The 24,889-nt window shown below is 72.1% G+C and carries 19 protein-coding genes and 1 pseudogene; 8 read left to right on the top strand and 12 right to left on the bottom strand.

Features of this window, described 5'->3' with window-relative positions; all coding sequences use genetic code 11:
* Window positions 1-2 precede the first annotated feature (2 nt).
* From ACWC09_RS10090 to ACWC09_RS10065, 6 genes are all read left to right on the top strand, one after another.
* Entirely contained in the window at window positions 3-1,181 is a 1,179-nt protein-coding gene (locus ACWC09_RS10090) for a type III PLP-dependent enzyme (RefSeq protein ID WP_450850065.1), read from the top strand.
* Window positions 1,182-1,243: 62 nt separating this feature from the next.
* Window positions 1,244-1,762: a GNAT family N-acetyltransferase gene (locus ACWC09_RS10085; RefSeq protein WP_450850121.1), complete on the top strand. Its 519-nt coding sequence runs from the start codon at window positions 1,244-1,246 to the stop codon at window positions 1,760-1,762.
* Window positions 1,740-2,903 (top strand): MFS transporter, encoded by a 1,164-nt coding sequence (locus ACWC09_RS10080; protein ID WP_450850064.1) that lies wholly within the window; start codon window positions 1,740-1,742, stop codon window positions 2,901-2,903. Before ACWC09_RS10085 ends, ACWC09_RS10080 begins: the two co-directional genes overlap by 23 nt.
* 204 nt (window positions 2,904-3,107) lie before the next feature.
* A complete protein-coding gene (locus ACWC09_RS10075) occupies window positions 3,108-4,370 on the top strand; it encodes an MFS transporter (RefSeq protein ID WP_450850063.1) in 1,263 nt (420 codons plus the stop codon).
* Window positions 4,371-4,546: 176 nt separating this feature from the next.
* On the top strand, window positions 4,547-5,707 hold the full coding sequence (locus tag ACWC09_RS10070; protein ID WP_450850062.1) for a cytochrome P450: 1,161 nt from the start codon (window positions 4,547-4,549) through the stop codon (window positions 5,705-5,707).
* 82 nt (window positions 5,708-5,789) lie between these two features.
* Window positions 5,790-6,995, top strand: coding sequence for a cysteine desulfurase-like protein (locus ACWC09_RS10065; protein ID WP_450850061.1), 1,206 nt, complete (start codon window positions 5,790-5,792; stop codon window positions 6,993-6,995).
* A gap of 38 nt (window positions 6,996-7,033) precedes the next feature.
* Here ACWC09_RS10065 and ACWC09_RS10060 read toward each other — a convergent pair whose 3' ends face one another.
* The 8 genes from ACWC09_RS10060 to ACWC09_RS10025 are packed head-to-tail and all read right to left on the bottom strand — an operon-like array spanning window position 7,034 to window position 15,636.
* Window positions 7,034-7,960, bottom strand: coding sequence for a sugar phosphate isomerase/epimerase family protein (locus tag ACWC09_RS10060; protein ID WP_450850060.1), 927 nt, complete (start codon window positions 7,958-7,960; stop codon window positions 7,034-7,036).
* Window positions 7,957-8,565 carry a nucleoside deaminase gene (locus ACWC09_RS10055; protein WP_450850059.1) on the bottom strand — a complete coding sequence of 203 codons (609 nt, stop codon included), beginning with the start codon at window positions 8,563-8,565 and terminating at the stop codon, window positions 7,957-7,959. Before ACWC09_RS10055 ends, ACWC09_RS10060 begins: the two co-directional genes overlap by 4 nt.
* Window positions 8,562-10,109 (bottom strand): GMC oxidoreductase, encoded by a 1,548-nt coding sequence (locus tag ACWC09_RS10050; RefSeq protein ID WP_450850058.1) that lies wholly within the window; start codon window positions 10,107-10,109, stop codon window positions 8,562-8,564. Before ACWC09_RS10050 ends, ACWC09_RS10055 begins: the two co-directional genes overlap by 4 nt.
* Window positions 10,106-11,257: an ROK family transcriptional regulator gene (locus ACWC09_RS10045; RefSeq protein WP_450850120.1), complete on the bottom strand. Its 1,152-nt coding sequence runs from the start codon at window positions 11,255-11,257 to the stop codon at window positions 10,106-10,108. The genes ACWC09_RS10050 and ACWC09_RS10045 overlap by 4 nt, the downstream gene beginning before the upstream one ends.
* An 8-nt stretch (window positions 11,258-11,265) precedes the next feature.
* Window positions 11,266-12,594 carry a carboxylesterase family protein gene (locus tag ACWC09_RS10040; protein ID WP_450850057.1) on the bottom strand — a complete coding sequence of 443 codons (1,329 nt, stop codon included), beginning with the start codon at window positions 12,592-12,594 and terminating at the stop codon, window positions 11,266-11,268.
* Window positions 12,591-13,472, bottom strand: a complete 882-nt coding sequence (locus ACWC09_RS10035; protein ID WP_450850056.1) for a carbohydrate ABC transporter permease — start codon at window positions 13,470-13,472, stop codon at window positions 12,591-12,593. Before ACWC09_RS10035 ends, ACWC09_RS10040 begins: the two co-directional genes overlap by 4 nt.
* On the bottom strand, window positions 13,469-14,341 hold the full coding sequence (locus ACWC09_RS10030) for a carbohydrate ABC transporter permease (protein WP_450850055.1): 873 nt from the start codon (window positions 14,339-14,341) through the stop codon (window positions 13,469-13,471). Before ACWC09_RS10030 ends, ACWC09_RS10035 begins: the two co-directional genes overlap by 4 nt.
* Window positions 14,338-15,636, bottom strand: a complete 1,299-nt coding sequence (locus ACWC09_RS10025; protein WP_450850054.1) for an extracellular solute-binding protein — start codon at window positions 15,634-15,636, stop codon at window positions 14,338-14,340. Before ACWC09_RS10025 ends, ACWC09_RS10030 begins: the two co-directional genes overlap by 4 nt.
* A gap of 196 nt (window positions 15,637-15,832) precedes the next feature.
* Here ACWC09_RS10025 and ACWC09_RS10020 point away from each other — a divergent pair, with 196 nt between their 5' ends.
* Window positions 15,833-19,021 carry an amidohydrolase family protein gene (locus ACWC09_RS10020; RefSeq protein WP_450850053.1) on the top strand — a complete coding sequence of 1,063 codons (3,189 nt, stop codon included), beginning with the start codon at window positions 15,833-15,835 and terminating at the stop codon, window positions 19,019-19,021.
* On the opposite strand, the gene ACWC09_RS10015 is transcribed toward ACWC09_RS10020, so the two are convergent.
* From ACWC09_RS10015 to manD, 4 genes and pseudogenes are all read right to left on the bottom strand, one after another.
* Window positions 19,009-19,815 carry a hypothetical protein gene (locus tag ACWC09_RS10015; RefSeq protein WP_450850052.1) on the bottom strand — a complete coding sequence of 269 codons (807 nt, stop codon included), beginning with the start codon at window positions 19,813-19,815 and terminating at the stop codon, window positions 19,009-19,011. The two genes, ACWC09_RS10020 and ACWC09_RS10015, sit on opposite strands and share 13 nt — an antisense overlap.
* Window positions 19,812-21,077 (bottom strand): glycosyltransferase family 4 protein, encoded by a 1,266-nt coding sequence (locus tag ACWC09_RS10010; protein ID WP_450850051.1) that lies wholly within the window; start codon window positions 21,075-21,077, stop codon window positions 19,812-19,814. Before ACWC09_RS10010 ends, ACWC09_RS10015 begins: the two co-directional genes overlap by 4 nt.
* Window positions 21,078-21,518: 441 nt before the next feature.
* The gene (locus ACWC09_RS10005) at window positions 21,519-22,889 is read right to left on the bottom strand and encodes a mannitol dehydrogenase family protein (protein ID WP_450850050.1); all 1,371 of its coding nucleotides are present in this window, start codon (window positions 22,887-22,889) and stop codon (window positions 21,519-21,521) included.
* Window positions 22,886-24,090 (bottom strand): annotated as a pseudogene (manD, locus tag ACWC09_RS10000) (D-mannonate dehydratase ManD). The gene ACWC09_RS10005 and the pseudogene manD overlap by 4 nt, the downstream one beginning before the upstream one ends.
* Before the next feature lie 79 nt (window positions 24,091-24,169).
* Here manD and ACWC09_RS09995 point away from each other — a divergent pair.
* Window positions 24,170-24,883: a GntR family transcriptional regulator gene (locus tag ACWC09_RS09995; protein ID WP_450850049.1), complete on the top strand. Its 714-nt coding sequence runs from the start codon at window positions 24,170-24,172 to the stop codon at window positions 24,881-24,883.
* The last annotated feature ends 6 nt before the right edge of the window (window positions 24,884-24,889 follow it).

Genomic DNA, 24,889 nt, shown 5'->3' with positions numbered 1-24,889 from the left:
CCATGACGCACGGGTCCGCGCCACTGCTCGCCGCACTGGAGGGCGCGACCGCGGACCGGATCGTCCTCGATCTGACCGGGATCGAAGACCGCTACGACACACTGAAGCGTGAACTGCCGGGCGTCGCCGTGCGGTTCGCCATGAAGGCGTGCCCGGTGGACGAGGTGCTCGCCTGCCTCGCCGGGAGGGGCGGCGGAGTCGACGGGGCGAGCCCCCGCGAACTGGAGCAGGCGCTGCGCGCGGGCGTGCCGGTCGGCCGGACGCACTACGGCAACACCGTGAAGTCGGACCGGGACATCGCCGACGCCCACCGCCTCGGCGTGCGGGACTTCGCGACCGACAGCAGGGAGGACCTGGCGGCGATCGCGGCCCACGCCCCGGGGGCCCGCGTGTTCTGCAGACTGGCGACCAGCGGTGAAGGGGCACTGTGGGGCCTCAGCGACAAGTTCGGCTGCACACCCGAGGACGCCGTGCGCATCCTGCGGGCGGCGCCGGACATGGGCCTCACACCCTCCGGTCTGTCCGTGCACGTCGGCTCCCAGCAGATGACGGCCGACGCCTGGCACAGCGCCGTCGAGTGCCTGGCGGACGTCCTGACCGCCCTGGGGCGGCACGGGATCGTCCTGGACCACGTCAACCTCGGCGGCGGACTGCCGGCCCTCGGATACCTCGACCGGCACGGCATGCCGCTGGACCCTCCCCTCGACAAGATCTTCGCCGTCATCCGCGAGGGCATGCGCCACCTCAGGCAAGTCCACGGCGAACACCTCCGGTTCGTCATGGAACCCGGGCGCCACCTGGTCGCCGACCACGGGGCCGTCCGGGCCCATGTGGCCCGGCTCGCCGAGCGGCGTGGCCCCGACGGCGAGCGCCAGTACTGGCTCTATCTGAGCTGCGGCAAGTTCAACGGCCTCTACGAGATGGACGCCCTGCAGTACCCGCTCGTCTTCCCCACCCACCCCGACGCCGAGTACGTCCCCGCCGTCCTCGCGGGTCCCACCTGCGACAGCGACGACGCCTACCCGCGGGGACACGGCCTCGTGCACGTCCCCCGGAACCTGGCCTCCGGCGATCCCGTCTGGGTGCTCGCCAGCGGCGCCTACGCGATCAGCTACACGACCCAGGGCTTCAACGGCTTCGCCCCGCTCCCGTACACCTGCGTCGGCGGAGGACGCCCGTGAGCGGCGGCGACGGCGTACACATACGCCACATCACCGACACCGACTGGGACGCCATCGTGGCGATGGAATCCCGGACCTACGCGGAACTCGGCCTCTCGGAGGGGCGCGCGGCCCTGCGGTCCAGGGCGGACGCCTCGCCGGACACCTGTTTCGTCCTGGACGTCGGCGCACAGCCGGCCGGGTACCTGCTGGCACTGCCGTATCCGCCCTTCGGATACCCGCACCTCGAACGGGCGGAGGAGCCGGCCGTGCCTACGCGGGCGGGGCAGCCGACGATGCCCTCGCGCCCCGCCCGCACTCCGCGGAATCTGCATCTGCACGACATCGTCGTCGAGGAGCGCCTGCGCGGCCGGGGATGGGGACTGCGGCTCCTCAACCACCTGACCCTGACCGCCGGTTCGCGCGGGTTCGAGCGGATCTCGCTGATCGCGGTCGGGCGCACCGAGCCGTTCTGGTCGGCGCGCGGTTTCCACGCGTATCCGGGGATCTCCCCGGACGGTTACGGCGCGAACGCCGTCTACATGTCCAAGGCGATGGCCGAGTCGACGAAGCGAGTTGATGTACGTGTTCCCTGTCCATGACCCCTTCCACCGCGGCCAGTTGGCCATCGCCGCGCTGTTCTGTTCCCTCGGCTTCCAGTACGCCACCTGGGCCGCGCGCATCCCCGCCATCAAGGCGGACCTCGGGCTGACCGCGGCCGAGGTGGGGGTGCTGCTGATGGCGGCCGGCATCGGCGCGGTGGCGTCTTTCCCCCTGGTGCCGGTGCTCGTGAAGCGGCTGGGCTCGGCGCGGCTGGCGCTGCTGTCGGCCCTCTGCCTGACCCTGCTGCTTCTGGCACTCGCCGCGGCACCGGACTATCCGGTCGCCCTGCTGGTCATGGTGGCCGACGGGGTGTGCGTGGGATGCCTGAACGTGGCCATGAACGCGCAGGGAACGGCGCTGGAGACCCGGCACGAACGCAACGCCATGGCCCGGCTGCACGCCACCTTCAGCGCCGGTTCCCTGCTCGCGGCGCTGCTCGCCTCCGGCATGACCGCGGCGACCTCCTCCGTCGCGGCCCATTTCGGCGTGGCTGCCGTGGTCCTCGTCCTGCTGGCCGCTGTGGCACGCACCGGTCTGCTCGAGGACGAGGCTCCCGCGGAGGCGCGACAGAACAAGAGCCGCACCGGATGGAGCCTCCCGTCCCGGATCACACTCTGGATGTGCTGTGCGATGGCGTTCGGCACGGTGACCGAGGGAGCCATGAACGACTGGTCCGCCCTCTATCTGCGCGAAGTCGCCAAGGCCTCGGCGGAGTTGGCGCCGACGGGCATCGCCGTGGTGTCCGGCATGATGGTGGTGGCCCGGCTCTTCGCGGACGGCTGGCGCAGCCGCTGGGGCGACGGACGCGTCGTCCTGCTCGGCAGCGCACTGGCCGCCGCCGGGTTGGCCTTCGCCCTGGTGAGTGGGGGAGTGGTGGCGGCCCTCATCGGGTTCGCCTGTGTCGGACTCGGTTGTGCGGCCGTGACCCCCTGTGTCTACGTGGCCGCGGCGAAACAGGGCTCGCAGGCGCTGGCCCTGGTCGCCGCGATGGGCACGACGGGCCTGCTGGCCGGGCCACCCCTCATCGGGTTCGTGGCCAACGCGAGCAGCCTGGTGTGGGGCCTGGCGGTGGTCGCGGCAGCGGCGGCCGTGGTCTCCCTGTGCAGTACGCGGATCCGGTGGACGCCGTTGACCGGCTGAACCGCGTTGCGCATGACCGACCTCCAGCGGTGCGGGATCCGGCCCGGAAGGCTTGTGGAGTGAGGACGGGATGTCCGTGCCGACCTGGATCGGTACCGCCTTCGATGTTCCCGGGCGGCTTTGGTGTGATCTTTGCCGGTGCACACGTTGTCCCCGCCCTTCCACCGCACCTAGCCTCACCCGCGGAACCGTGGGAGGGCTGGGATGCTGAAAACCGTCCGGGAACAGGCAGCAGGACTCACCAAGGACCAGCGCAACGCCTTCGTCGCCGCCTACTTGGGCTGGGCGATGGACGCCTTCGACTACTTCCTGGTCGTTCTCGTCTACAGCGAGATCGCCGACGACTTCGACGTCTCGCTCACCGACATGGCCTTCCTCACCACCGCCACGCTGGTGATGCGGCCGGTCGGCGCTCTGCTCTTCGGGATGTGGGCCGACCGCAAAGGCCGCCGGGTTCCGCTCATGGTCGACGTCGTCTTCTACTCGATCGTCGGCTTCGCCTGTGCGTTCGCCCCGAACTACGCCGTGCTGCTGGTACTGCGCCTGCTGTACGGCATCGGCATGGGCGGCGAGTGGGGCCTGGGCGCGGCGCTCGCCATGGAGAAGATCCCGGCCGAGCGGCGCGGCTTCTGGTCCGGGCTGCTGCAGAGCGGCTACTCGCTCGGGTACCTGCTCGCCGCCGTGGCGTTCTTCGGCGTCGAACCCGCCTTCGGCTGGCGCGGGTTGTTCGCCTTCAGTCTGGTGCCCGCTCTGGTAGCCCTCTGGGTGCGGACCCGGGTGGAGGAGAGCGAGGTGTGGGAGAAGAGCGTCCGGCTCAACCGCACCCCTGCCTACCAGGTGTTCAAGAACCCGGTGGTGCTGAAGCGCTTCGTGTACCTGGTCGCGCTGATGACCGCCTTCAACTGGTTGTCCCACGGCACCCAGGACGTCTACCCGACCTTCGTCAAGAAGGGCCTGGGCCTCTCCCCGGACACCTCGATCGCCATCGCCGTGGTCTACAACGTCGGCGCCATCATCGGCGGCATGGTGCTGGGCGCCTACTCCGAACGGCTGGGCCGCCGCCGTACGATCATGATCGCGGCGGCCGCGGGCCTGGTCGTGGTGCCCTTCTTCGTCCTGTCCACGCAGGTGGGCTGGCTGATGCTCTCGTCCTTCCTGATGCAGATGTGCGTCCAGGGCGCCTGGGGCGTCATCCCCGCGCACCTCACCGAGATGAGCCCGGACGCGATCCGCGGCTTCTATCCCGGCGTCACCTACCAGCTCGGCAACCTCATCGCCGCCCTCAACCTCCCGATCCAGGAGGCCATCGCCGAACGCCACGGCTACCCATCGGCGATCGCCTGGACCGTGGTACCCGCCATGGTCGCGGTGATCGTCCTGAGCGCGGTCGGCAAGGAGGCCAAGGGCATCCGCTTCGGCACGACGGGCGCACAGGCGCCGACCACCGCGGCGGCGGACACGGCCTGACGGGGGATGCGCGACCCGTACCGTCGAGCGGCTGCCGTGAAGTACGCCGGTCGGCGCTCAGTGCTCGCTGGACTGGTTCCAGGAGCGTGGGTTCGCCCGGGTCGACCTGTACGCCTCGGCCGAGGGCGAGCGCGCCCCTCAGCGGGCGGCTCCGGCCGGGAGCGTTAGCCTGTGGCGTGCACGCATTCCCGCTCGGCGCCGCCACCACGCTCGACGAACTCGCCCGTGACCCGCACCCGCGACTGGCACTGCTGCGGGCGCGCGAACCCGTGTCCTGGCTGCCGGAGCTGGACGGCTGGCTGGTCACCCGCCGCGACCTGGCGCTGAGCGTGATGCGGGACGCCGTGGCCTTCACCGTCGACGACCCCCGCTTCTCCACCGCCCAGGTCGTCGGACCGAGCATGCTCTCCCTGGACGGCGACGCGCACGCCCGTCACCGCGACCCCTTCGCCGCGCCCTTCCGGCCCCGCGCGGTGCACGACGGCTTCGCGGCCTTCGTCGAGCGGGAGACCGACCGGCTCGTCACCGCGCTGGAACCGGCCGGCGCCGCCGAACTGCGCCGTACCCTCGCCGCCCCGCTCGCGGTCGCCGTCGTGACGGAGGCGCTCGGGCTGGTCGGCACCGACGCGGACACCGTGCTCGACTGGTACGAGTCCATCGTGCGGGCCGTCTCGGACATCACCGCAGGACAGGAGGCGGGCCCTGCGGGCGCCGCGGCCTACGCGCAGCTGCGGGCCGCCGTGGAGGCCACCCTCGCCGACCGGGGTGCCCGCTCGCTCCTGGTCTCGGCAGCCGAGCGGCTGACGCCGTCCGAGGTGGCCTCCAACGCCGCGGTGATGATGTTCGGCGGTATCGAGACCACCGAGGCGATGATCACCAACGCCCTGCTCCACCTGCTCCGGAACCCCGACCAACTCGCCCTGGTGCAGGCCGACGTCGACCTGCTCGACGGCGCGATCGAGGAGTCGCTGCGCCTCGAACCCGGCGCGATGGTCGTGGACCGGTACGCCACCCGCGACACCGATCTCGGCCCGGCCACCATCCGCCGGGGCGACCTGGTCACCGTCTCCCTCGCGGGCGCCAACCGCGACCCCGCCGTCTTCCCGGATCCGGACCGCTTCGACGTCCGCCGCGCGAACGCGCGCCTCCAACTCGCCTTCGCCCACGGCCCGCACCACTGCATCGCCGCCCACCTGGCCCGTCTGGAGACCCGCGTCGCCCTCCGCGGCCTCCTCGGCCGGCTCCCCGCCCTGCGGCTCGACCCCGAGCACCCCGCGACGCCGCAGGGCCTGGTCTTCCGCAAGCCGCCCACGCTGCACGTGCTGTGGGACCGGTGAGTCCGGGGCAGGCGTCCGCGCAGCCCCGTGACAGGCTTGGACCCGTTGGAGAACCCACAAGGACGGCCCCGAGGAGCAGCTCGTGACGTATGACATCAACGCTCTCCGCTCCCAGTTCCCCGCCCTCGACGCGGGAGTCGCCCACTTCGACGGCCCCGGTGGCACCCAGACGCCCCGACCGGTCATCGAGGCGATCGCCGACGCACTGGCGAACCCGCTGTCGAACAGGGGGCACAACGCGCCGGGGGAGCGGAACGCCGAGGCCATCGTCACCGGGACCCGGCTGGCCCTGGCCGACCTCCTCGGAGCCGACCCGTCCGGGATCGTCTTCGGGCGCAGTGCCACCCAGCTCACGTACGACTTCTCCCGCACCCTCGCCACGTCCTGGTCGCCGGGCGACGAGGTGGTCGTGACCCGGCTGGACCACGACGCCAACATCCGGCCCTGGGTGCAGGCCGCCGAGCGGGCCGGTGCCACCGTGCGCTGGGCCGACTTCGACCCGGCCACGGGGGAGTTGACCCTCGACGACATCCGCTCCGTGCTCTCCGAGCGCACCCGGCTGGTCGCCGTCACGGCCGCCTCCAACCTGATCGGCACGCGCCCCGCGATCCCCGGGATCTGCCGACTCGCCCACGAGGTCGGCGCGTTGGTGTACGTCGACGGTGTCCACCATGCCGCCCACGCGCTGGTCGACCTGGAGCGGCTCGGGGCGGACTTCTTCGTCTGCTCGGCGTACAAGTTCCTCGGCCCGCACCACGGAGTCCTCGCCGCCCGGCCGGAGTTGCTGGAGACGCTGTGGCCGGACAAGCTGCTGCCCTCCACCGACGTGGTCCCGGAGCGTTTCGAACTCGGCACACTGCCCTACGAGTTCCTGGCCGGCACCCGCGCCGCCGTCGACTTCCTCGCCGGCCTCGACACGAGCGCCACGGGCACCCGACGCCGGCGGCTCGCCGCCTCCTTCGAGGCGCTCGAAGCGCATGAGCAGACCCTGCGCACACAGCTCGACAAGGGCCTGTCCTCGCTCGACGGCATCACCGTCCACTCGAGGGCCGCCGACCGCACGCCCACCCTGCTGCTGACCTTCCGGGAGCACAGCACGGTCGACGCCTACGGCTTCCTCGCCGGGCGCGGCGTCCACGCGCCCTCCGGGTCCTTCTACGCGATCGAGGCGTCCCGCCGGCTCGGTCTCGGCGACACCGGCGGCCTGCGGATCGGTCTCGCGCCGTACAACAACGCGGAGGACGTCGACCGGTTCCTGACCGGACTGGGCGAGTTTCTCGATTCCTAGTCCTTCCGGCCTCCCGCCGGCTCGCAGCGGGGCCCCGGTCAACCCAGCGCTGCCCTCGCCACCGCCGTCCCGGCTCGCAGCGCGGCGACGGGATCGACCGCCTCGTCCAGTTCGACGAGGACGGTGCCGGTGCCGGGCGTGCGCGACATCGCGTCCGCCCAGCCCTGCCAGTCGACGATGCCCTTGCCCAACTCGGCCATGTAGGGTTGCTGTTGAGCGAAGACCGTCTCGTCGACAGTGAGTTCCACGTCGATCGGTCCGACCGCGTCCTTCCAGTGCGCCAGGGCGATGCGCGGCGCGTGGCGACGGGCCACGGCCACGGGGTCGCCGCCGCCGAGCGCGATGTGGCAGGAGTCGGGGCAGAACCAGACGTAGCGCGGGTCGGTGAGCGCCATGAACAGATCGATGTCCCGCTCGTACCAGAGCGTGCTGTTGGACTCGGTGTGGAGCGTGAGCCTCACCCCGTGGTGCGCCACGGCCTCGCCGACGACGTGTGCGATGTCGGCCATACGGGTCATGTAGGCGGCGTCGACGAAGAAGGGCGGGCGTGTCCCGAACGTCTGCCGCATAGGGAGTCCGGCGACCAGGAGTTCCGCCCCGGCCTCGGCGAGGAACGCGGCGCGCCGCTCGGCGTCGGCGACGATCGCCGGCACGTTGTCGCCCTGTCGCCAGTCGGGGGCGTCGCTGTCCGCGATGAAGGCGCTCACCAAGGACAGGCCACGGCCCGCGAGTTCCCGGCGGAACGCGTCCGCGCTGCCGAACGCCCGCAGCACCGAGTCGATGTCGCCCGGCGGGAAGGTCAACTCCAGCCCGGTGACACCGGATTCGGCGAGCGCGTCCATCACCCGGTCCCAGAAGGTCCCGGGGTGGTCGCGGGCCCACGAGCGCAGGGCGGCGGCGGAGTCGAGCCCCCAGAACTCCGGGTGGTAGAAGGTGATGACATCCGTGGCGAAACGCGGGGTCACTCGGAGCCTCCACGGGCGTTGTAGACGTCGACCTTGCCCGCGTCGACAGCCTCCCGGTAGTTGCGGAACACCGCGAGGGCCTCGTCCCGCAGCACATCCCCCACGACGTGGATGCCGCGTACCTCGAACTGCTCCGCCCAGTCCTCGCGGACCGGCCCCTCGTCGAACGTGGTGATCTCCTCCAGCTCCGGCCCCTCGCCGGCCACCACCAGACCGCGCACCCCGGACCACATGGTCGCGCCGTAACACTGCACGCACGGACGCCAGTTGACGACCAGCTCGTGCCCCGGCATCCCCTCGCCCCCCAGGTCCCAGCTGCCGGTCGCCGTCTGGGCCAGGCCGAGCGCGAGGACCTCGGCGTGCGCGCTGGACACGCCGGAGGCGAGCACGACGTTCACGCCGACCGAGACGATCCGCCCGCTCTCCTGCTCGGCGACGAGCGCCGCGAACGGACCGCCGTTGCCCTCGCGCCAGTTGCGGTCGGCCAGCCGGTGGACCAGGCGCATCCGGTCCTCGCGGTCGGCGATGACGGCCGGTACGTCGGCCAACTCGTCGTCGATCCACGCCGGCAGCGAGACGCGGTATTCCTTCGCTATGTCGATCATGTGCCAACTTCCTGTCGGTGCACGGCGGTTGCCGTCCTGCGTGCGGTGACGGCACGAGCGGCCCGGACGGCCGTCACCGTACCGGTCAGAGTGACATTGGCGGCCATCGCCGTGGGGATCACTCCGTTGCCCGCGAGGTACAGATTGTCGTAGCCCCACACCCGTCCGTCGGGGTCGCAGACGCTGGTGCCGTCGTCGTCCGCACCCGTGCGGACCGTGCCGGTCAGGTGCAGCGAGGAGCCGGGCGGGAGCAGGGCGCTCTCCGTCTCCGGGTCGAAGGGGCCGAACTCCTCGGCCAGCGACCGGACTTCGGCGAGCGCTCGTCCGATCAGCGCACGGTCGGCGTCGGAGTGGCCGAACTCCACGCCGATGCGGGGCATCCCGGCCAGGTCGGTCCGCGACTCCGAGAAGACCAGCCGGTTCTCGGGGCGGGACTCGACCGGCGCGTACAGCGAGAGGCCCACGGAGTGGGCGAGAGGGCGGCCGTCCTCGTCGACGTACGTCCGGTTCATGATCTGGCCGTGGAACGGCTGCGCGGTCCCGTTGGGCGGCAGCCAGAGGGAGTCGGTGCTGAACTCGCCGGGGCGCGGCAGCGGCAGCGCCTCCAGGTCGAGGCCGAACCGGTCCAGGTCGAGCAGGACGCGGGCGCTGATGAAGGCGTGCTCGTTGAGGTACCTGCCCAGCGCGGGCGGGCGGATGCCCGAGGCGAACAGCAGCTGCGGGGTGCGCAGCGCGTCCGCGCACACCACGACGGTGTCCGCGAGCAGTTCCGACTCGACGCCGTCGGCCACCCGGCGCAGACGGGCGCCATGGATCCGGCCGCTCTCGGAGACGAGCAGCGAGGTGGTGAGGGTGCCGGTGACGAGCGTGAACGCCGGGTCCCCGCCCGTGGCGATCGGCGGGAAGATCGTCCCCGGCGCCGTGCGCGGCATGCTGCCGGACGCGGTCGCGGTGACGGCCATGGGCATCGGCTGCGGCCGGCGGTCGTCCGGCCCGACACCGTGGTAGCGCCGCCGTAGGACGTCAAGTACCCGCTGCCCGACCGCGGTTGGGCCGATCGCGGCGGGGGTGACCCCGAGCAGCCGGCGCGCCGTGTGCAGGTCCGCCGCCCAGCGCTCCGGGTCGCCGAAGTCGAACACCTCGTCCCCGGCCGGCCAGGGCGCCGCGGCCGTCCAGTGCACTCCCATGCCTCCCGTGTTCCACGCGAGCGCCGCCCGAGGCATCGACTCGGCGTCCTCGCCGAAGGCGAGCGCGTGATACATGCCGGGCGGCAGGCCGGTGAGTGTGTCGGGGACCTCGCGCACCACCTCCGCGCCCGTGTACATGCCCTGGACGCCGGTGGCGACCTGTTCGTTGTAGCGCGCCCACAGGGCAGGGTCGTCGAGGTCGTGCAGATGCCGTCCGGGGACCGCGCCGATCGGGGCGCCGGCGTCGACCATGGTGAGGGTGAGCGCCGGATCGGTCTCCCGCAGCAGCCGGGCCACGGCGGCTCCCATGATGCCGCTGCCCACGATGAGGACGTCGGTGTGGGAGGTGTGGGTCACGTGAGACTCCGTAGGTGGGGGTGGCTCGGGCCCAGGGGGCCGAACAGCTCGGTGTCCATGCGGTCCAGGGCCAGTTTGACGGCGCCGACGAGCGGGGCGTCGGCGCCCAGAGCGCTGGCCCGCAGCTCGACGGCGGGGGTGCGGGCGGCGCGCAGTGCGGCGTGGACGCGGGGCAGCAGGACGTCGGCCGCGGCTTCCAGTCCGCCGCCGAGCACGATGAGCGAGGGTGCGACGGTCCACGACAGAGTGGTCAGGATGGACGCGATGTTCTCCACGAACTCGTCGACCTCCGCGAGCGCGACCGCGTCACCGGCCCGCGCTGCCTCGAAACGGCCGAGCGCGACACTGCGGCGCTCCGGCTCCGGCGAGGTCAGCCAGGCCACGGGGCGGTGCTCCACCGAACCGGTCGGCATCGACACCGCTTCGACGATCTCACCGGCGGCCCCGTCGAGCCCTCGGTGCACGGCACCCCGGATGAGGATGCCGAGGCCGGTCCGGTTGCCGAGGACCGCCCATACGACGTTGTCGTGGTCTGCGGCCACGCCCCGCCAGCGTTCGGCCAGCGCACCGAGGTTGGAGTCGTTGTCCGCGAACCACGGCACCCGGACCCGCCGGGCCAGCTCCTCCGGCAGCCGGACGCCTTCCCAGCGCGTGGTGTGCACCAGGCGCCGTACCATCCCGTCGTCGTCGATCGCACCACCGCTCGCGACCGCACCGGCACGCAGCCGCTCCGGCGACCCGCCCGCCTCCTTCAACGCCTCGCCCACGAGTTCCGCCACGTCGTCGAGCGTGACCTGCGGATCCTGGTAGGTCCGCAAGGGCCGTTGGGCCCGGCCGACGATCCGGCCGCGCACGTCGGCGACGACCGCCGACGCGTACTCGGTGTTGATCTGCGCGGCTGCCAACAGGGCGTGCTCGGCGCGCAGTTCATAGCGGCGGGCGGGGCGGCCCGCGCTGCCGCTGGTGGGGACGCGGTCGAGCTCGGCCACCCAGCCGGCCTCGACGAGGGAGTCGAGGATCAGCTCGATGGTGCGGCGCGAGAGACCCGTCCGCTCGGCCAGCGCGGTGAGCTTCAGCGGTCCGGCGGAGACCGCCAACGCCCGCAATATCACTGAGGTGTTGACCCGTCGTACCGCACTCTGGTTCATCCCGGACATCAGCACGCCTCCGCCGCCGTCCGTACGACGGGATCGAACACGCCGGTGGTGTCGGTCACCGGCGGCGCACCGGGGCGGCCGTACTCGCGGGCCGGGTCCCCGAGGCCGCCGGTCGCGCGTGCCCAGGACGGGTCCTCGCCGTGGACGAAGCCGACGAGATCGGCGTGCATCAGCGTGGCCAGCTCCGAGGGTGGGGCGGTGCCGAGGGCTGGGGGGACGCCGGGTGCGTCGAGGACGTCGTAGAAGAACGGGATGTCGAGGCAGTGCGTGGCGCCTCCGGTGGTGGGGGAGGGCCATTCGAAGGAGTACAGCCAGGTGCCGGCGGGGGCGCAGCGGCGGGCTGCCGCCGCTCGGGGGCAGGCGGCGCGGAAGAGGGTGTCGGTGAGGCGGGTGCCGGTGGCGCGGGCGGCGGGCGATGGGGTGGGGCCGTCGAACTCGTCGCCGGTCGCGCCGAGGAGGAGGGGGATGTCGTGCCCGTGCGCGGCGAGCCCGTCGGCGATCGGCACCGGCAGGACGTCGTCGCCTACGCAGGGCCCGAGCACGAGGGCCTCGTCGTCGCGCGACTCCCTGACCCCCCACTGCAGTTGCTCCACGCCGAGGCGCGCGAACCCGTCGCGCGTCGGCGGCACGGCGAGTCTGTCGCCGAGCCGTTCGAGGAAACCACGGGCGGTGGCCGGCGCCACCTCGAAGAACCCGCCGGACAGGCTGACCGCCCGTCGGAAGCGCCCCTCGGCGGCCGGTGACGAGAGCAGTGCCAGGACCGCTGCGCCCCCGGCCGACTGTCCGGCGAGGGTGACCCGGTCCGGATCACCGCCGAACGCGGCGATGTTGTCCCGCACCCAGTCGAGCGCGAGCAGCAGATCGCGCAGCCCCAGATTCGTGGGTACGCCGTCCAGCGGGGCGAACCCGTCCACGCCCAGTCGGTATCCGACCGTCACGGTGACGACCCCGTCACGGGCGAAGGAGCGCCCGTCGTACCAGGGGCTCGCCGGGCTTCCCCCGAGGAAGCCGCCGCCGTGGACCCACACCAGGACCGGGCAGGCCTCCCGGCCGACCGGGGCGACGACGCCCAGGTTCAGCACGTCCTCGCCCGGCATGGACGGTTCCGGGATCGTCGTCGTCTCGAACAGCGGCACGACCTGCGACGTCGCGCCGTGGTGTGTCGCGTCGTACGGCTCCGGGAACCGGCCTCGCCGGACCGGGGCCGCGAACCGCCGTGCCCCGGTGGGCGGTTGGGCGTAGGGGATGCCGAGGAAGCGCCGCACCCGTCCGGACCGACGGCCGACGACCGTGCCCGCGGGCGCCCGCACCACGTCCGTGCCCGTCACCGCATCCCCGTCCCCGCGACGCCCTGCACGAAGTACCGCTGCAGGAACAGGAAGAGCACCAGCACCGGCAGCATCACGACGATCGCACCGGCCAGCATCAGGCCGTAGTCGGTGACATGGGCCGCCGCCTGACTGGTGGCGGCGAGGCCGACCGGGAGCGTGTAACTCGACATGCTCTGGGCCACGATGAGCGGCCAGATGAAGTTGTTCCACGAGTACAGGAACGACATGATCGTGATCGTCGCGACCGCGGGACCGGCCAGCGGCAGGAAGATCCGGAAGAAGATCCGGAACTCACCCGCGCCGTCGATCCGGGCCGCCTCCAGCAGCTCGTCGGGGATCGACTGCGCGTACTGCCGCATGATGAAGACCGAGAGCGGCAGCGCCATGGACGGCAGCGCGATACCGGTGAGGGTGTCCGCGAGTCCCAGGTCGACGGTGATCACGAACTGCGTGATGAACACCGAGGTGACCGGCACCATCATCGCCGCCATGACCGCCGCGAACGCGAGCCGCTTGCCCGCGAACTCCAGCTTGGCCAGGGCGTATCCGGCGGCCGAGGCGGCCACCACGTTGCCCACGACCACCAGCACCGCGACAACGACGCTGTTGACCAGGAACCGGCCGAAACCCTGCGTCCGGAACAGTCGGGTGAAGTTGTCGAACGTGATGTGGTGCGGCAGCCACGCGCCGGGGTCGGAGCGGATCTCGTCCAGGCTGCGCAGCGAGCCGCTGAGCACCCAGACGAACGGCACCAGGGAGAGCAGCGCACACAGCAACAGTGCGCCGTACAGCAGGGGTTGGGAGAGCGAGCGGCGGCGTAGCGCCCTGCGCGCGGTGGTCGGTTCGGCGTTCTGCAACGCGGCTACGGCGGTCATGAGCGGGGCCTCAGCAGTCGGAACTGGACGACACTCACCAGGGCGACGAGGACGAGCATCACGAAGGACGCGGCCGAGGAGACGCCCAACTCGCCCACCCCGAACTGGTGGTAGGTGTACAGCGCGACCGACTCGGTGGAGCCGAGCGGGCCGCCGTTGGTGAGCAGATACGGCTCGTCGAACACCTGGAGGTAGAAGACGGTCAGCAGCACGGAGACCATCAGGGTGGTCGGCATCAGCATCGGCAGCGTGATGTGCCTCAACTGCCGCCATGGGCCGGCCCCGTCGAGGGATGCCGCCTCGTGGACGTCCCGCGGGATCGCCTGCAGCCCGGCGAGGAACAGCACCATCGCGGTGCCGAAGTTGCGCCAGACGCCGAGGGCGATGACCACGGGCATGGCCAGGTGCTGGTCGTCCAGCCAGTTCGGCCCGGCGAGGCCGACGGCGCCGAGGACCTTGTTGACGGTGCCGTTCTCGTTGAAGGCGTACCGCCAGATCAGCGCCACCGCCACGACGTTGGTGACGACCGGCGCGAAGAACACCGTGCGGAAGGCGCCGCGCAGCCGCCGGATGCCGGAGTCGAGCACCAGGGCGAGCGCGAAGCCGACGCCCATGGTCAGCGGTACACCCACGGCCACGAACACCGCCGTGTTGAGGATGTCCCGCAGGAAGCCGTCGTCCTGGAAGAGGCGGACGTAGTTCTCCACGCCGGTGAAGTTCACCGCGAACGGATGGCGCAGGTCCGTGCCCCGCAGGTCGGTGAGGCTGAAGCCGAGCGCCGAGACGGTGGGGATCGCCGTGAAGAGGAGGAACAGCACCGTGAAGGGCGCGAGGAACAGCCAGGCGACGGCCGTCCGGCGGGTCCTCACTTCGCTCCCGTGCCGAGACTCTCGGCGTATGCCTGCACGTTCGCGGCCGCCTTCGCCGCACTCTCCGTGCCCTTGGCGACGGCCTCCGTCTCCTTGCCCAGCCGGGTGGCGACCTGCTGCCAGGTGGTCACCTGAGGGAAGGCGCGTGTGTTCTTGAGCTGGGTGAGGAACGCGTCGAGCAGCGGCTGACCCTTGATGGCCGGGTCGTCCCAGGCGGACACGACGGCCGGCAGCGAGCTGTACGCCTTGTACTGCGCGACCTGCGTGCTCGGCTTGGCCAGGTACCGGACGAACTTCCAGGCCGCGTCCGCGTTCCCGCCGTCGGCGAGCACGCCCCAGGTACCGCCCGCGGAGAAGGAGACGCTGCCCGACGGGCCGGCCGGCAGCGGCGCGGTGGCGACATGGGACGCCGTCCAGCCGTCCTTCTTCGCGGCGGTGTCGAGCTGACCGATCACCCAGGGTCCGGTGATCATCGAAGCCGTCTTGCCGGAGACGAAGTACGGCTGGGCGTCGAGGAAGGTCGGCCCGCTGGTGTCGGCCGTCCTGGCGGTGAAGAACGACGCGTTGTACTTCAGCGCGTCGGCCATCGCCGGAGTGTCCAGGGTCCACTTGCCGCCGGACAGCAGCGAGCCGCCCGCCTGCCAGGCGTACATCGCGACGTCCTGGCCGTTGAAGATGTCCCAGCCGATGTCGGCCCCGAGCCCGTGCCCGGCGCCCGCGCCCTGGAGCGCCTTGAGGAACGGCACCATCTGGTCCCACGTGGTCGGCGCCTTCACGCCCGCCTTCTTGGCGAGGTCGGAGCGGTAGACGAGCGCGTACGTGTACGCGTACCAGGGCACGGTGTAGGCCACGTCGCCGACCACACCGGCGTCCCACAGGCTCTTGAAGAAGCTCCCCGAGTCGACGAGCCCGTCCGGCACGGCCCGCAGGATCGACGGGTCCAGGAACTGCGCCTGCGACTCCGGGAAGAACTGCGCGACGTCCGGTCCCTTGCCCGCCGCGATCGCCGACTGGAGCTTGGTGTAGTACTCGGCGTTCGGGATCAGCGTGAACTTCACGGTCAGTTTCGGGTTCGCGGCCTGGAAGGGCTTGATCACCTTGTTCAGCACGTCGGCGTCGCCCTGGGCGGCCCAGACGTCGAGGGTGCCGGTGGCCGGGGCGGTGCCGATGGGCGTGGCGGAGGTCTTGGCGGACGCGGTCTCCGTGCCACGGCCGCAGCCGGTCAGGGCCGAGGCGCCGAGGAGCGCCAGGCCGGCGGTCAGCTTCAGGGCACCGCGTCTGGAGGGGTGGGACATCGGGGGCTCCTGGGGGATTTCGCGGGAAAGCAGCGATATTGCTGACAGCGAAGCTACGAAGGCCGTGTTGCGGGGGCGTGGCCCGCCCGTCACGAATAATTTCGGAACTTGTAGCGAAATCCCCTGGTCACCCTGCGTGTTCGAAACTGCACGGCTTGTTGCGTCCGGGGCTGTCGGTGCACCAGGGTGTACTGCCATGGACCGTGACTGGAGCCCCACCTTCCGTCCGACCCGCCGTCAACTCCTCGCCGCCGCAGGCACCGTGCCCCTCCTGGGTACGGCCGTTCCCGCGGCGGTGGCACGACCACGCACCGGCGCGTCGACCCTGACGTTCACCCGGGCCACCAACGGCTCGGCCAGCCTCGCCCCCACCGGAGACCGCCTGATCGCCGAGGTGCAGGGCACCCTCTGGTCCCTGCCCCGGGCCGGCGGCTCCGCCCGCTCCCTGACCCCGCCGGACCTCGAACCGGGCCGCCCCACCCACTCCCCGGACGGCGACCTCGTCGCCTTCTGCGCGTACCGCGACGGCGGCTTCCACCTCTGGACCGTCCGCCCCGACGGCTCCGACCTGCGCAGACGCACCGACGGCCGCTGGGACGACCGCGGCCCGTCCTGGTCGCCCGACGGCACCCGGCTCGCCTTCTCCTCCGAACGCGGAGGCGACCCCGTCACCGGCAGCCCGTACCGCATCCACGTCCTCGACCTGGCCACGGGCCGCATCATCCGCGTCACCGGCCTGACCGGCCAGGACGGCCCCCTGCAGGACAACCCGTGGGAGGACTACGACCCCACCTGGTCGCCGGACGGCAGGCACGTCCTGTTCGTCCGCGCAAAGACCGTGACCACCGCCCTGGGACTGACCGTGGAGGCCCGCACGATCGCCGCCGTCCCCGCCGACGGCGGCGGCCCGGTCACCGTCCGGTACACCGAGACCGAGGCCGCGCAGGTCATGACCCCCGCCCTCGCCCCCGACGGCCGCCTGGCCCACCTGCGCACCACGGCCGCGCCGAACGCCGCCGGCACCCTCGTCGTCGACGGCCATCCCGTCGCGATCACCGGCGACATCGCCCCGGTGCCCCCGCGCTGGACGCCCGAGGGCGAGCTGCTCCTGACGCTCGACGGCGCCTTCACCCTCGTACGACCGGACGAGCCGGAGCAGCGGGAGACCATCCCCTTCGAGGGAGCGCTCCCCGTGCGACGCCCGCGATATCGGACCAAGGCGTACGACCTCGGGGAGGCCCGCACCCGTCCGGTGCGCGGCATCCACCTGCCCACGCTCTCGCCCGACGGTCGGCAGATCGCGTTCGCGGCCCTCAACTCGCTGTGGCTGGCCGGGAGTTCGGGCGGGCGTCCGCCGCGGCGACTGCACAGGGCGCCCGCCACCCGCTATCTGCTCGGCCCCGCCTGGGCACCCGACGGGCGGTCGCTCGTCCACGCCGACGACCGCGACGGACTCCTCGGCGTGTACCGGCACGACCTCGCGACCGGCGAGGAGACCGCGCTCGCGACCGGCGGCCGGGTGCACCCGGCGCTCTCGCCCGACGGGCGACGGCTCGCCTGTCTCGACCTGACCGGCAAGCTCCTCGTCCGCGACCTGGTGTCCGGCGAGGAACGCGTCCTGGCCGCGCCCCTCGGTGGCGGCGGCCTGCCCGGCCGCCCCAGCTGGTCACCGGACGGCCGCCACGTCGCCCTCTGCGACCGCAACCGCCTCAACTCCCGCTTCCGGGAGGGCTACAACCTCGTCCGGATCGTCGACACGACGACCGGCACCGACCGCCTCCACCCCGTGGCACCCCACACCTCGATCGCCGACCGGTACGACTCCGGGCCCGTCTGGTCGCCCGACGGCCGCTGGATGGCCGTGATCGTCGAGTCGGCCCTGTGCCTGCTGCCCGTCGACCCCGACGGCACCCCGCGCGGCGCCCTGCGCACCCTCGTCGCCGAACCGGCCGACCACCCCTCCTGGTCCGCCGACTCCACGACCCTGCTGTACCTCTCCGCCGGCCGACTGCGGCTCATCGACGTGGACGGCGGCAACGCCCGTACCGTCCGTGTTCCCCTCGACGCGCACAGACCCACCCCCGCCGACGTGGTCGTGCACGCCGGACGGCTGTGGGACGGCACCGGTGAGACCACCCGCGACGACGTCGACGTCGTCGCAAGCGGCGGACGTATCACGGCAGTCGAGCCGCACCGGTCCGGGCGCCGGGCGACGCTCCGCCGGGTCGACGCCTCGGAGCGCACCGTGGTGCCGGGCCTGTGGGACACCCACACCCACCCCTGGCAGAGCACCTACGGCGGCCGCCAGACCGTCGGCCAGCTCACCTACGGCATCACCACGGCCGTCTCCCTCGGTGGGTTCGCCTATGAACAGGCCCGTATCCGCGAGGCGGTGGCCGCCGGACAGCTCGCCGGGCCCCGGCTGCTGAGCACCGGCGAACTCCTCGACGGGGCCCGTGTCGCCTACAGCATGGGCCGCGCCCACCGGACCCGGGCGGGGCTGCGCCGCTCGCTGGAGCGGGGTGCGGCCCTGGACTGGGATTTCGTCAAGACGTATGTGCGGGCGCCCGGTTGGGTGATGGAGGAGGCCGCACGTTTCGCACACGAGCGGCTCGGCGTGCGCAGCGGAGGGCATCTGCTCTCGCCCGGCGTCCAGCTCGGCCAGGACCTGACGACCCATCTGCAGGCCACCCAGCGGGCCGAGTTCGGGCACGCCGTCACGGCAACAGGCCGCGCCTACCAGGACGTCGTGGAGATCTACACCGCGTACGGCGTGAACTTCTCGATGATCGCCACGCCCTTCACCGCCGCGCCCCTCCTCGGCGCGGACCCCGCCCTCGCCGACGACCCCCGGGTCACGGTGGTGATGCCGCCGTGGGACAGCGCCGCCGTCACACAGTCGGCCGGCGTCCCGCCCACCCCGGCCCAACTCGCCACCCTCCGCACGGAGACCGACATCTACCGGCGCATCCTGGCCGCCGGCGGGACCGTCGCCCTCGGCACGGACCAGCCCCTCGTCCCCGTCGGCCTCTCCCTCCACCTCGGTCTGCGCGCCCTGCACCGCGGGGGCCTCTCCCCGGCCCAGGCCCTGCGCACGGCAACCGTTCTGCCGGCCCGTCTCTTCGGCCTCGACCGCGACCTCGGCACGGTCGCGGAGGGCAAGCTGGCGGACCTGACCGTGGTCGACGGCGATCCCTTCACGGACTTCGCCTCGCTCGTCCGTACGGTCGCCGTGCTGCGGGGTGGAGTGCCGTACACCACCGAGGAACTGGTGAAGGCCTTCGAGCCGACCGCCCGGCGAACGGTCGCGGCCGAGGACGACTGGCTGGAGCTGGGGCGGCTGATGCGGAGGGACGGGTGCTGCGCGGTGCATCAGCCGTCCTGAGCCACTTCCACGGACAGGTCGTTGTCGACCGTGTAGTAGGGGCGCAGGACCGCGTCGCCGACCGTGGCGGGCGGATAGACGAACACCCCCTTGCGGTTCGCCACGTCGTCAAGGAGACGGGCGATCCGGATGGGCGGGGCGTCCGGCGACGGCTGGACGAAGGCGTCCCAGACACCGGCCCTGGTGGCCAACTCCTCGTAGTCGAGGGCGAACGAGAAGGCGCGGCCGTCGTCCCCGGCCCGCAGGGAGACGGTGTGTACGGTCTCGCGGTGGCCCCGCAGGCGCAGACGGACGGTCGCTCCCGGCAGGAGCCCCGCTCCGTGCAGCCGGGCCGTCACCGTCGCCGCCCGGTCCGTGACGTCGACGGCCTCGACCTCCGCGTGGGCGGCGCGCAGCCAGGTGCGGATCGTGAGGTAGCCGTCCTTGGTGACGTAGGGGATCCGGACCGCCAGCGGTGACGGCCGGTCACGCAGGTGGCCCTCGACCAGGGCCCGCAGGTCGCGCAGGCCGGGGCGCAGCCGCTGTCGCCCGGAGTCCGGCGCCCGCAGCAGGTACACGTCCCAGCGGCCCTCCGCGAGAAAGAGGTCCTCACTCAGGACGGCCCGTCGGCGCCCCTCGTCGGCGGGCAGCAGGTCGAGGACGTGGCGGACCTTCTCGGGCTGCCCCTTCTTCGGGCGCAGGCGCAGCAGCAACCGCTGCTCCTCGTCCGGTCCCGGCGGCAGCTCGAAGGTCGTCCCGCCGTCGGCGTCGACCACACAGTCGAGGCGCGGCTCCGCCCCCTGCCCCGCGGTCATCGCTGCCCCCTGCGCAGCGCACGGCGCGCGGTGCCGGCCGCGGTGAACGCCGCGTCGCGGACGGCGAAACCGCGGCTCGCCAGGGACCGGAACACCGGCGGGCGTTCCCGTACGACGGAGTGTCCCGCGCTCCTCGCCGCGAGCGCCTCCTCGATCAGGCGCTCGGCCTGTTCCAGTACCGGCCCGGGAGCGAACCGTCGGGCGTTGTCCAGGGCCGCCCGGCCCGTGCGGCGGCGCCCCTCGTCGTCACGGACCAGTTCGAGCAGGGCCGCGCCCAGCGCGTCACGGTCCCCGACCGGGACCAGTCGGCCGTCCACCCCGTCCTCGATGATCTCGCCGGGGCCGTGCGGGCAGTCGGTGCTGACCACCGGCAGGCCGCAGCGCATCGCCTCGACGATGGTCATGCCGAACGGTTCGAAGTTGGAGGCGGCCACGGCGATGGAGCCCTTGACCCACTCGGCCTCCATGGGGGTGGCCGCGCCCATCAGGAAGACGTTGTTCCACAGGCCGAGGTCCATGACGAGCTGCCGCAGCCGGTCGTGCTGCTCGCCCTTGCCGTAGATGCGCAGCTGCCAGTCGGGGTGTTCGGCGGCCACCAGCGCGAACGCCTCGATGAGCAGGTCGTAGCGTTTCACCGGGACCAGCCGGCCGGCCGCGACGACCACCTTCGCGGTGCCGTCCGCGGCCGGGAGCACGGGGTCGGGAACGCTGTTCGGCAGGGCCTTCACCCGTACGCCGGGAAGCCGCATCTTGCGGCGGTACGCGGTGGCGTCCGCCTCGGTCACGGTGGTCAGTACGTGCAGTCCGCGGTAGGCCCGGCGCAGCGTGTGCCGCAGCCGCGGCGGATGGTTGTCCAGGGTGAGGTGTTCCTGTCCGATGCGCACGACGTGCCGCGGGGTCTGCAGCGCGAGATGCACATTGAGCCCGGGCCGGGTGCCGATCACCACGTCGGCGTCGGTGGCGGCGAGGCACTCGGCTATCCGTCGGTCGGTCAACTCGCTGTACTGCCGGTAGCGGTACTCGGCGCTCGGGAACACCCTGGCCGGCCGCAGATGAAGTGGGTGCTCCCTCTCCTCCCTGAGGTCCACCAGCGGACGTAAGGACACCCTCGGGCCCAGCGCGAGATTCGGGTGCTCCCGGTGCCGCAGCACGGAGACGATCTCCACCTCGTGCCGTTCGGCCAGTGCGTGGGCCAGGTTGAAGGTGGTGGTGATGGTGCCTCCGATGCCGTAGGCGTTGTGCAGCAGGAAAGAGATCTTCATGGTGGCCCAGACCATGCCGACCCCTGTGCAGTTGTTGTGCGTTACCAGTTCGTAGTGTTCATGAGGCCGTACACGGACTGAGCGAGGAGGCGATCGATCTCGTCGCGGCCCTCCAGCACACCGGCCAGGTAACCGCCGCGAACGCATCGCCCGCACCGACCGGTTCGAAGACGAGGTCGGCGGCACGCGAAGGCCGCGAGGGAACGGACACTCAGGACTCCTGTACCTCTGCGGCCAGCCGCAGCATGACCTTGCTGCTTCCGCTCGACGGGTCCGCGGCGACCGCGAGGGCCTCCTCGGCCCGCTCCAGCGGAAAGCGATGGGTGATCAGCGGACGTACGTCGAGACCGTCCCGAAGGGCCGACAGCGCCTCGTCGATCTCCTCGACGAAACGGTACGAGCCGATCCAGGTGATCTCCCGAGAGGTGCAGGGGACGGGGGTCAGATCTCGACGCGACCGGCGCGCAGGGCGGGCAGCCGGTCCGCGACCACGGTGGTGAGCGCGTCGTCGTTCGCCAGGTCCGCGGCGCCGAGGCCACGCAGCAGCGACTGCACCGTGTCGGCCGGCCCGGTGCTCAACACCCAGGCGGCGAGGGCGAGTTCGAGGAACGGCGTACTCGTGGCACCCAGGGCTCGCAGCTCGCGCAGGGCCGGCAGCCAGCGCTCCGGGATCTTCAGCGGTCCGTCGGTGCCGATCTGCCGGAGCAGGTGTCGCATGGCGGGGTTGCGGAACCGTACGACGAGATCGTCGGCGTACGACAGCGGGTCGGGGCCGCCTGTGGGCAGCGTGGGTGCCAGCTCGGCGCACCACCCCCGCACGAGCCGCTCGCCCCAGTCGGCCGCCAGGGTCTCGGCGATCGTGGTGAGCCCGGCCGCCATGCCGAGGTACGCGAGGGCCGAGTGGGAGCCGTTCAGCAGCCGCAGCTTGGTGAGCTGATAGGGCGTCACATCCCGGACGAACAGGGCGCCGTCGCGCTCCCATGGCGGCCGTGCGGCGGCGAAGGAGTCCTGCAGCACCCACTGCCGGTACGGCTCGGCCGTCACGGGCAGGGCGTCACGCGTCCCGAGCGCCGCAAGAGCCGCGGCCCGGTCCTCCTCGCCGGCCGCGGGCACGATCCGGTCCACGACCGTCGCGGGGAAGGCGACGGCCTCCGCCATCCGCTCCAGGATCCGGTCGCGGTCCGGCCACGCGGAGGCCCGCACGAAGTCGTGCACCACCCCGGCCAGTACGGCCCCGTTGTCCGCCATGTTGTCGCAGGACACCACGGCGATCGGCGGTGCCCCCGCACGCATCCGGGCCGCCAGCCCGGCGGCCAGCCGGCCGACGACGGTGGTGAGGGGCCCGGCGGGGTCCGCCGTGAGGTCGGCGGCGACGGCGGCGGTATCCAACCCGCCCGTCAGCGGCGACCGTTGATACCCCTTCTCGGTCACGGTCAGCGTCACGACCGTCACCTCGGGGTCGGTGAGCAGGGCGTCCACGGCCTTGGCGTCCGGCCCCATGGCCAGCGCGTCCACGACCGAGCCCACGACACGGGTCCGGTCGCCCTCCGGTCGGCGCTCGGTCAGCGAGTACAGACCGTCCTGCGCGCGCAGGGCCCGCACGGTCTCCGTCGACCGGGGCGCGACCGCCGTGATGCCCCAGTCCTCGCCGGAGAGCGCGGCGGCGCGCTCGGTGTAGACCGCCTGGTGCGCCCGGTGGAAGGCGCCGAGGCCGAAGTGGACGATGCGCGGGCGCAGGTCGGCCGGATCGGCCAACGGCCGCTGCTCGGCGGGGAGTCGGGAGACCGTCAAACGGTTCAGCGGCGCGCTCACCAGTCGTGCACCGAGCCGTCGAGGCGACGTGCGACCGGGAGGTAACGCCGCTGGTAGGGGAAGCGGTCGGCCGCCGTGTCGTCGTACTCGACGCCCAGGCCGGGCTCGTCCGAGGGATGCAGCATGCCGTCGGCGAAGGTGACGCCCGTGTGGAAGACCTCGGCGGTCTCGTCGGGGTGGCCCATGTACTCCTGGATGCCGAAGTTCGGCACGGCGAGGTCCAGGTGGACGGCGGCGGCCATGCTGACGGGGGAGAGGTCGGTCGCCCCGTGGGAGCCGGTGCGGACCTGGTAGAGGGCGGCGAGGCCGAAGATCCGGCGCAGGTGGGTGATGCCGCCGGCGTGCACGACGGTCGTCCGGACGTAGTCGATGAGCTGCCGCGTGATCAGGTGCTGGACGTCCCAGATGGAGTTCATGACCTCGCCGACCGCGATCGGCGTGGTCGTGTGCTCGCGGATGAGAAGGAACGCCTCCTGGTTCTCGGCCGGGGTCGGGTCCTCCATCCAGAACAGCCGGCAGCTCTGTGCACGTCGTGGAGGAGGTGGAAGCCGAAGCCGAAACGTTCGCGGACCGCTTCCAGATAGGTCGGCGCGAAGCCGAGGTAGGCCTCCGTGTCCCAGGGCTGCTCGTCCGGCAGGTCGGTCGCGGCGGGCTCGTAGACCTTGCCCTTGCGCACTCCGTAGGTGCCCCCGACCCCGGGCACGGCGGCCTGGGCCCGTACGGCCCGGTAGCCCAGCTCCAGATAGCGCTCGACGTCGTCGAGGAGCGAGGGCACGTCGGTGCCGCTGGCGTGCGAGTAGACCAGGACGCCGTCGCGGGAGCGGCCGCCCAGGAGCTGGTAGACGGGCAGGCCGGCCACCTTGCCCTTGATGTCCCACAGCGCGGTGTCGACGGCGGCGATCGCGGTCATCGTCACCGGCCCGCGCCGCCAGTAGGCGCCCTTGTAGAGGTACTGCCAGAGGTCCTCGACGCGGGCCGGGTCCCGGCCGATCAGCAGCGGGACGACGTGGTCGCTCAGATAGCTCGCGACCGCCAGTTCACGGCCGTTGAGCGTGGCGTCGCCGAGCCCGGTCACCCCGTCCGTGGTGGTGATGCGCAGGGTGACGAAGGTGCGTCCCGGGGAGGCGACGAGCACCTCGACCCGCTCGATCTTGCTCACTTGCGGCTCCCATCCTGTCGTGGAGTACTTGTATACAAGCATCTGTCGCATAGACGGGCAAGGGTCGGGTGAGAGCCTTTCCGCTGCTACGGCGGAGGGAAGCGCTACGTAGGATGTGCACATGGCTCAATCGAACGGGCGGCGGACGAGTCGACGCGACATCTACCTGAAGCTGCGTCAGCTGGTCCTCACCCTTGAACTCGCCCCGGGCGCGGCCCTGTCGGAGAACGAACTCGCCGCGTCCCTGGGCGTCAGCCGCACCCCGGTGCGGGAGAGCCTGATCATGCTGGCCCAGGAAGGGCTGGTGCAGGTCTTCCCGAAGATCGGCTCGTTCGTGTCCCGGGTGGACCCGGCGCAGGTCGCCGACGCGCAGTTCCTGCGGGAGGCGGTGGAGCTGGCCTCGCTGGAGGACCTGCCCGAGGAGCTCGACGCCGGGGTCGTCGAGGAGCTGCGGGACAACCTGAGGCGTCAGCGCAGCGTCGACCTCGACCTGGAGGAGTTCTTCGCCCTCGACGAGGCCTTCCACCAGGGCCTGATGCGGCTGAGCGGCCACGGCAACGTCTGGACGACCGTCGCCGCGGCCAAGGGCCACCTCGACCGGGCCCGCCGGCTCGGCCTGCACGAGAACGAGTCACCGGCCGTCTTCGCCGACCAGCACCACGAGATCTTCGCCGCGGCCGTCGGCGGCGACGTGGCACTCGCCCGTAGCGCCATGCGCTCCCATCTGCGGGCCGTCTTCAACGACATCGAGCGCATCCGCGCCCACTCGCCCGAGCTGTTCGCCACCGGCACGTCGACCGTGCCGGTGCGCCGCAATGTCGTGGTCTGGGAGTGAACGGGA

Source organism: Streptomyces sp. NPDC001617 (assembly GCF_053596855.1).
The sequence above is the reverse complement of the archived record's forward strand: the minus strand, read 5'-3'. Positions and strand labels throughout refer to the sequence as shown.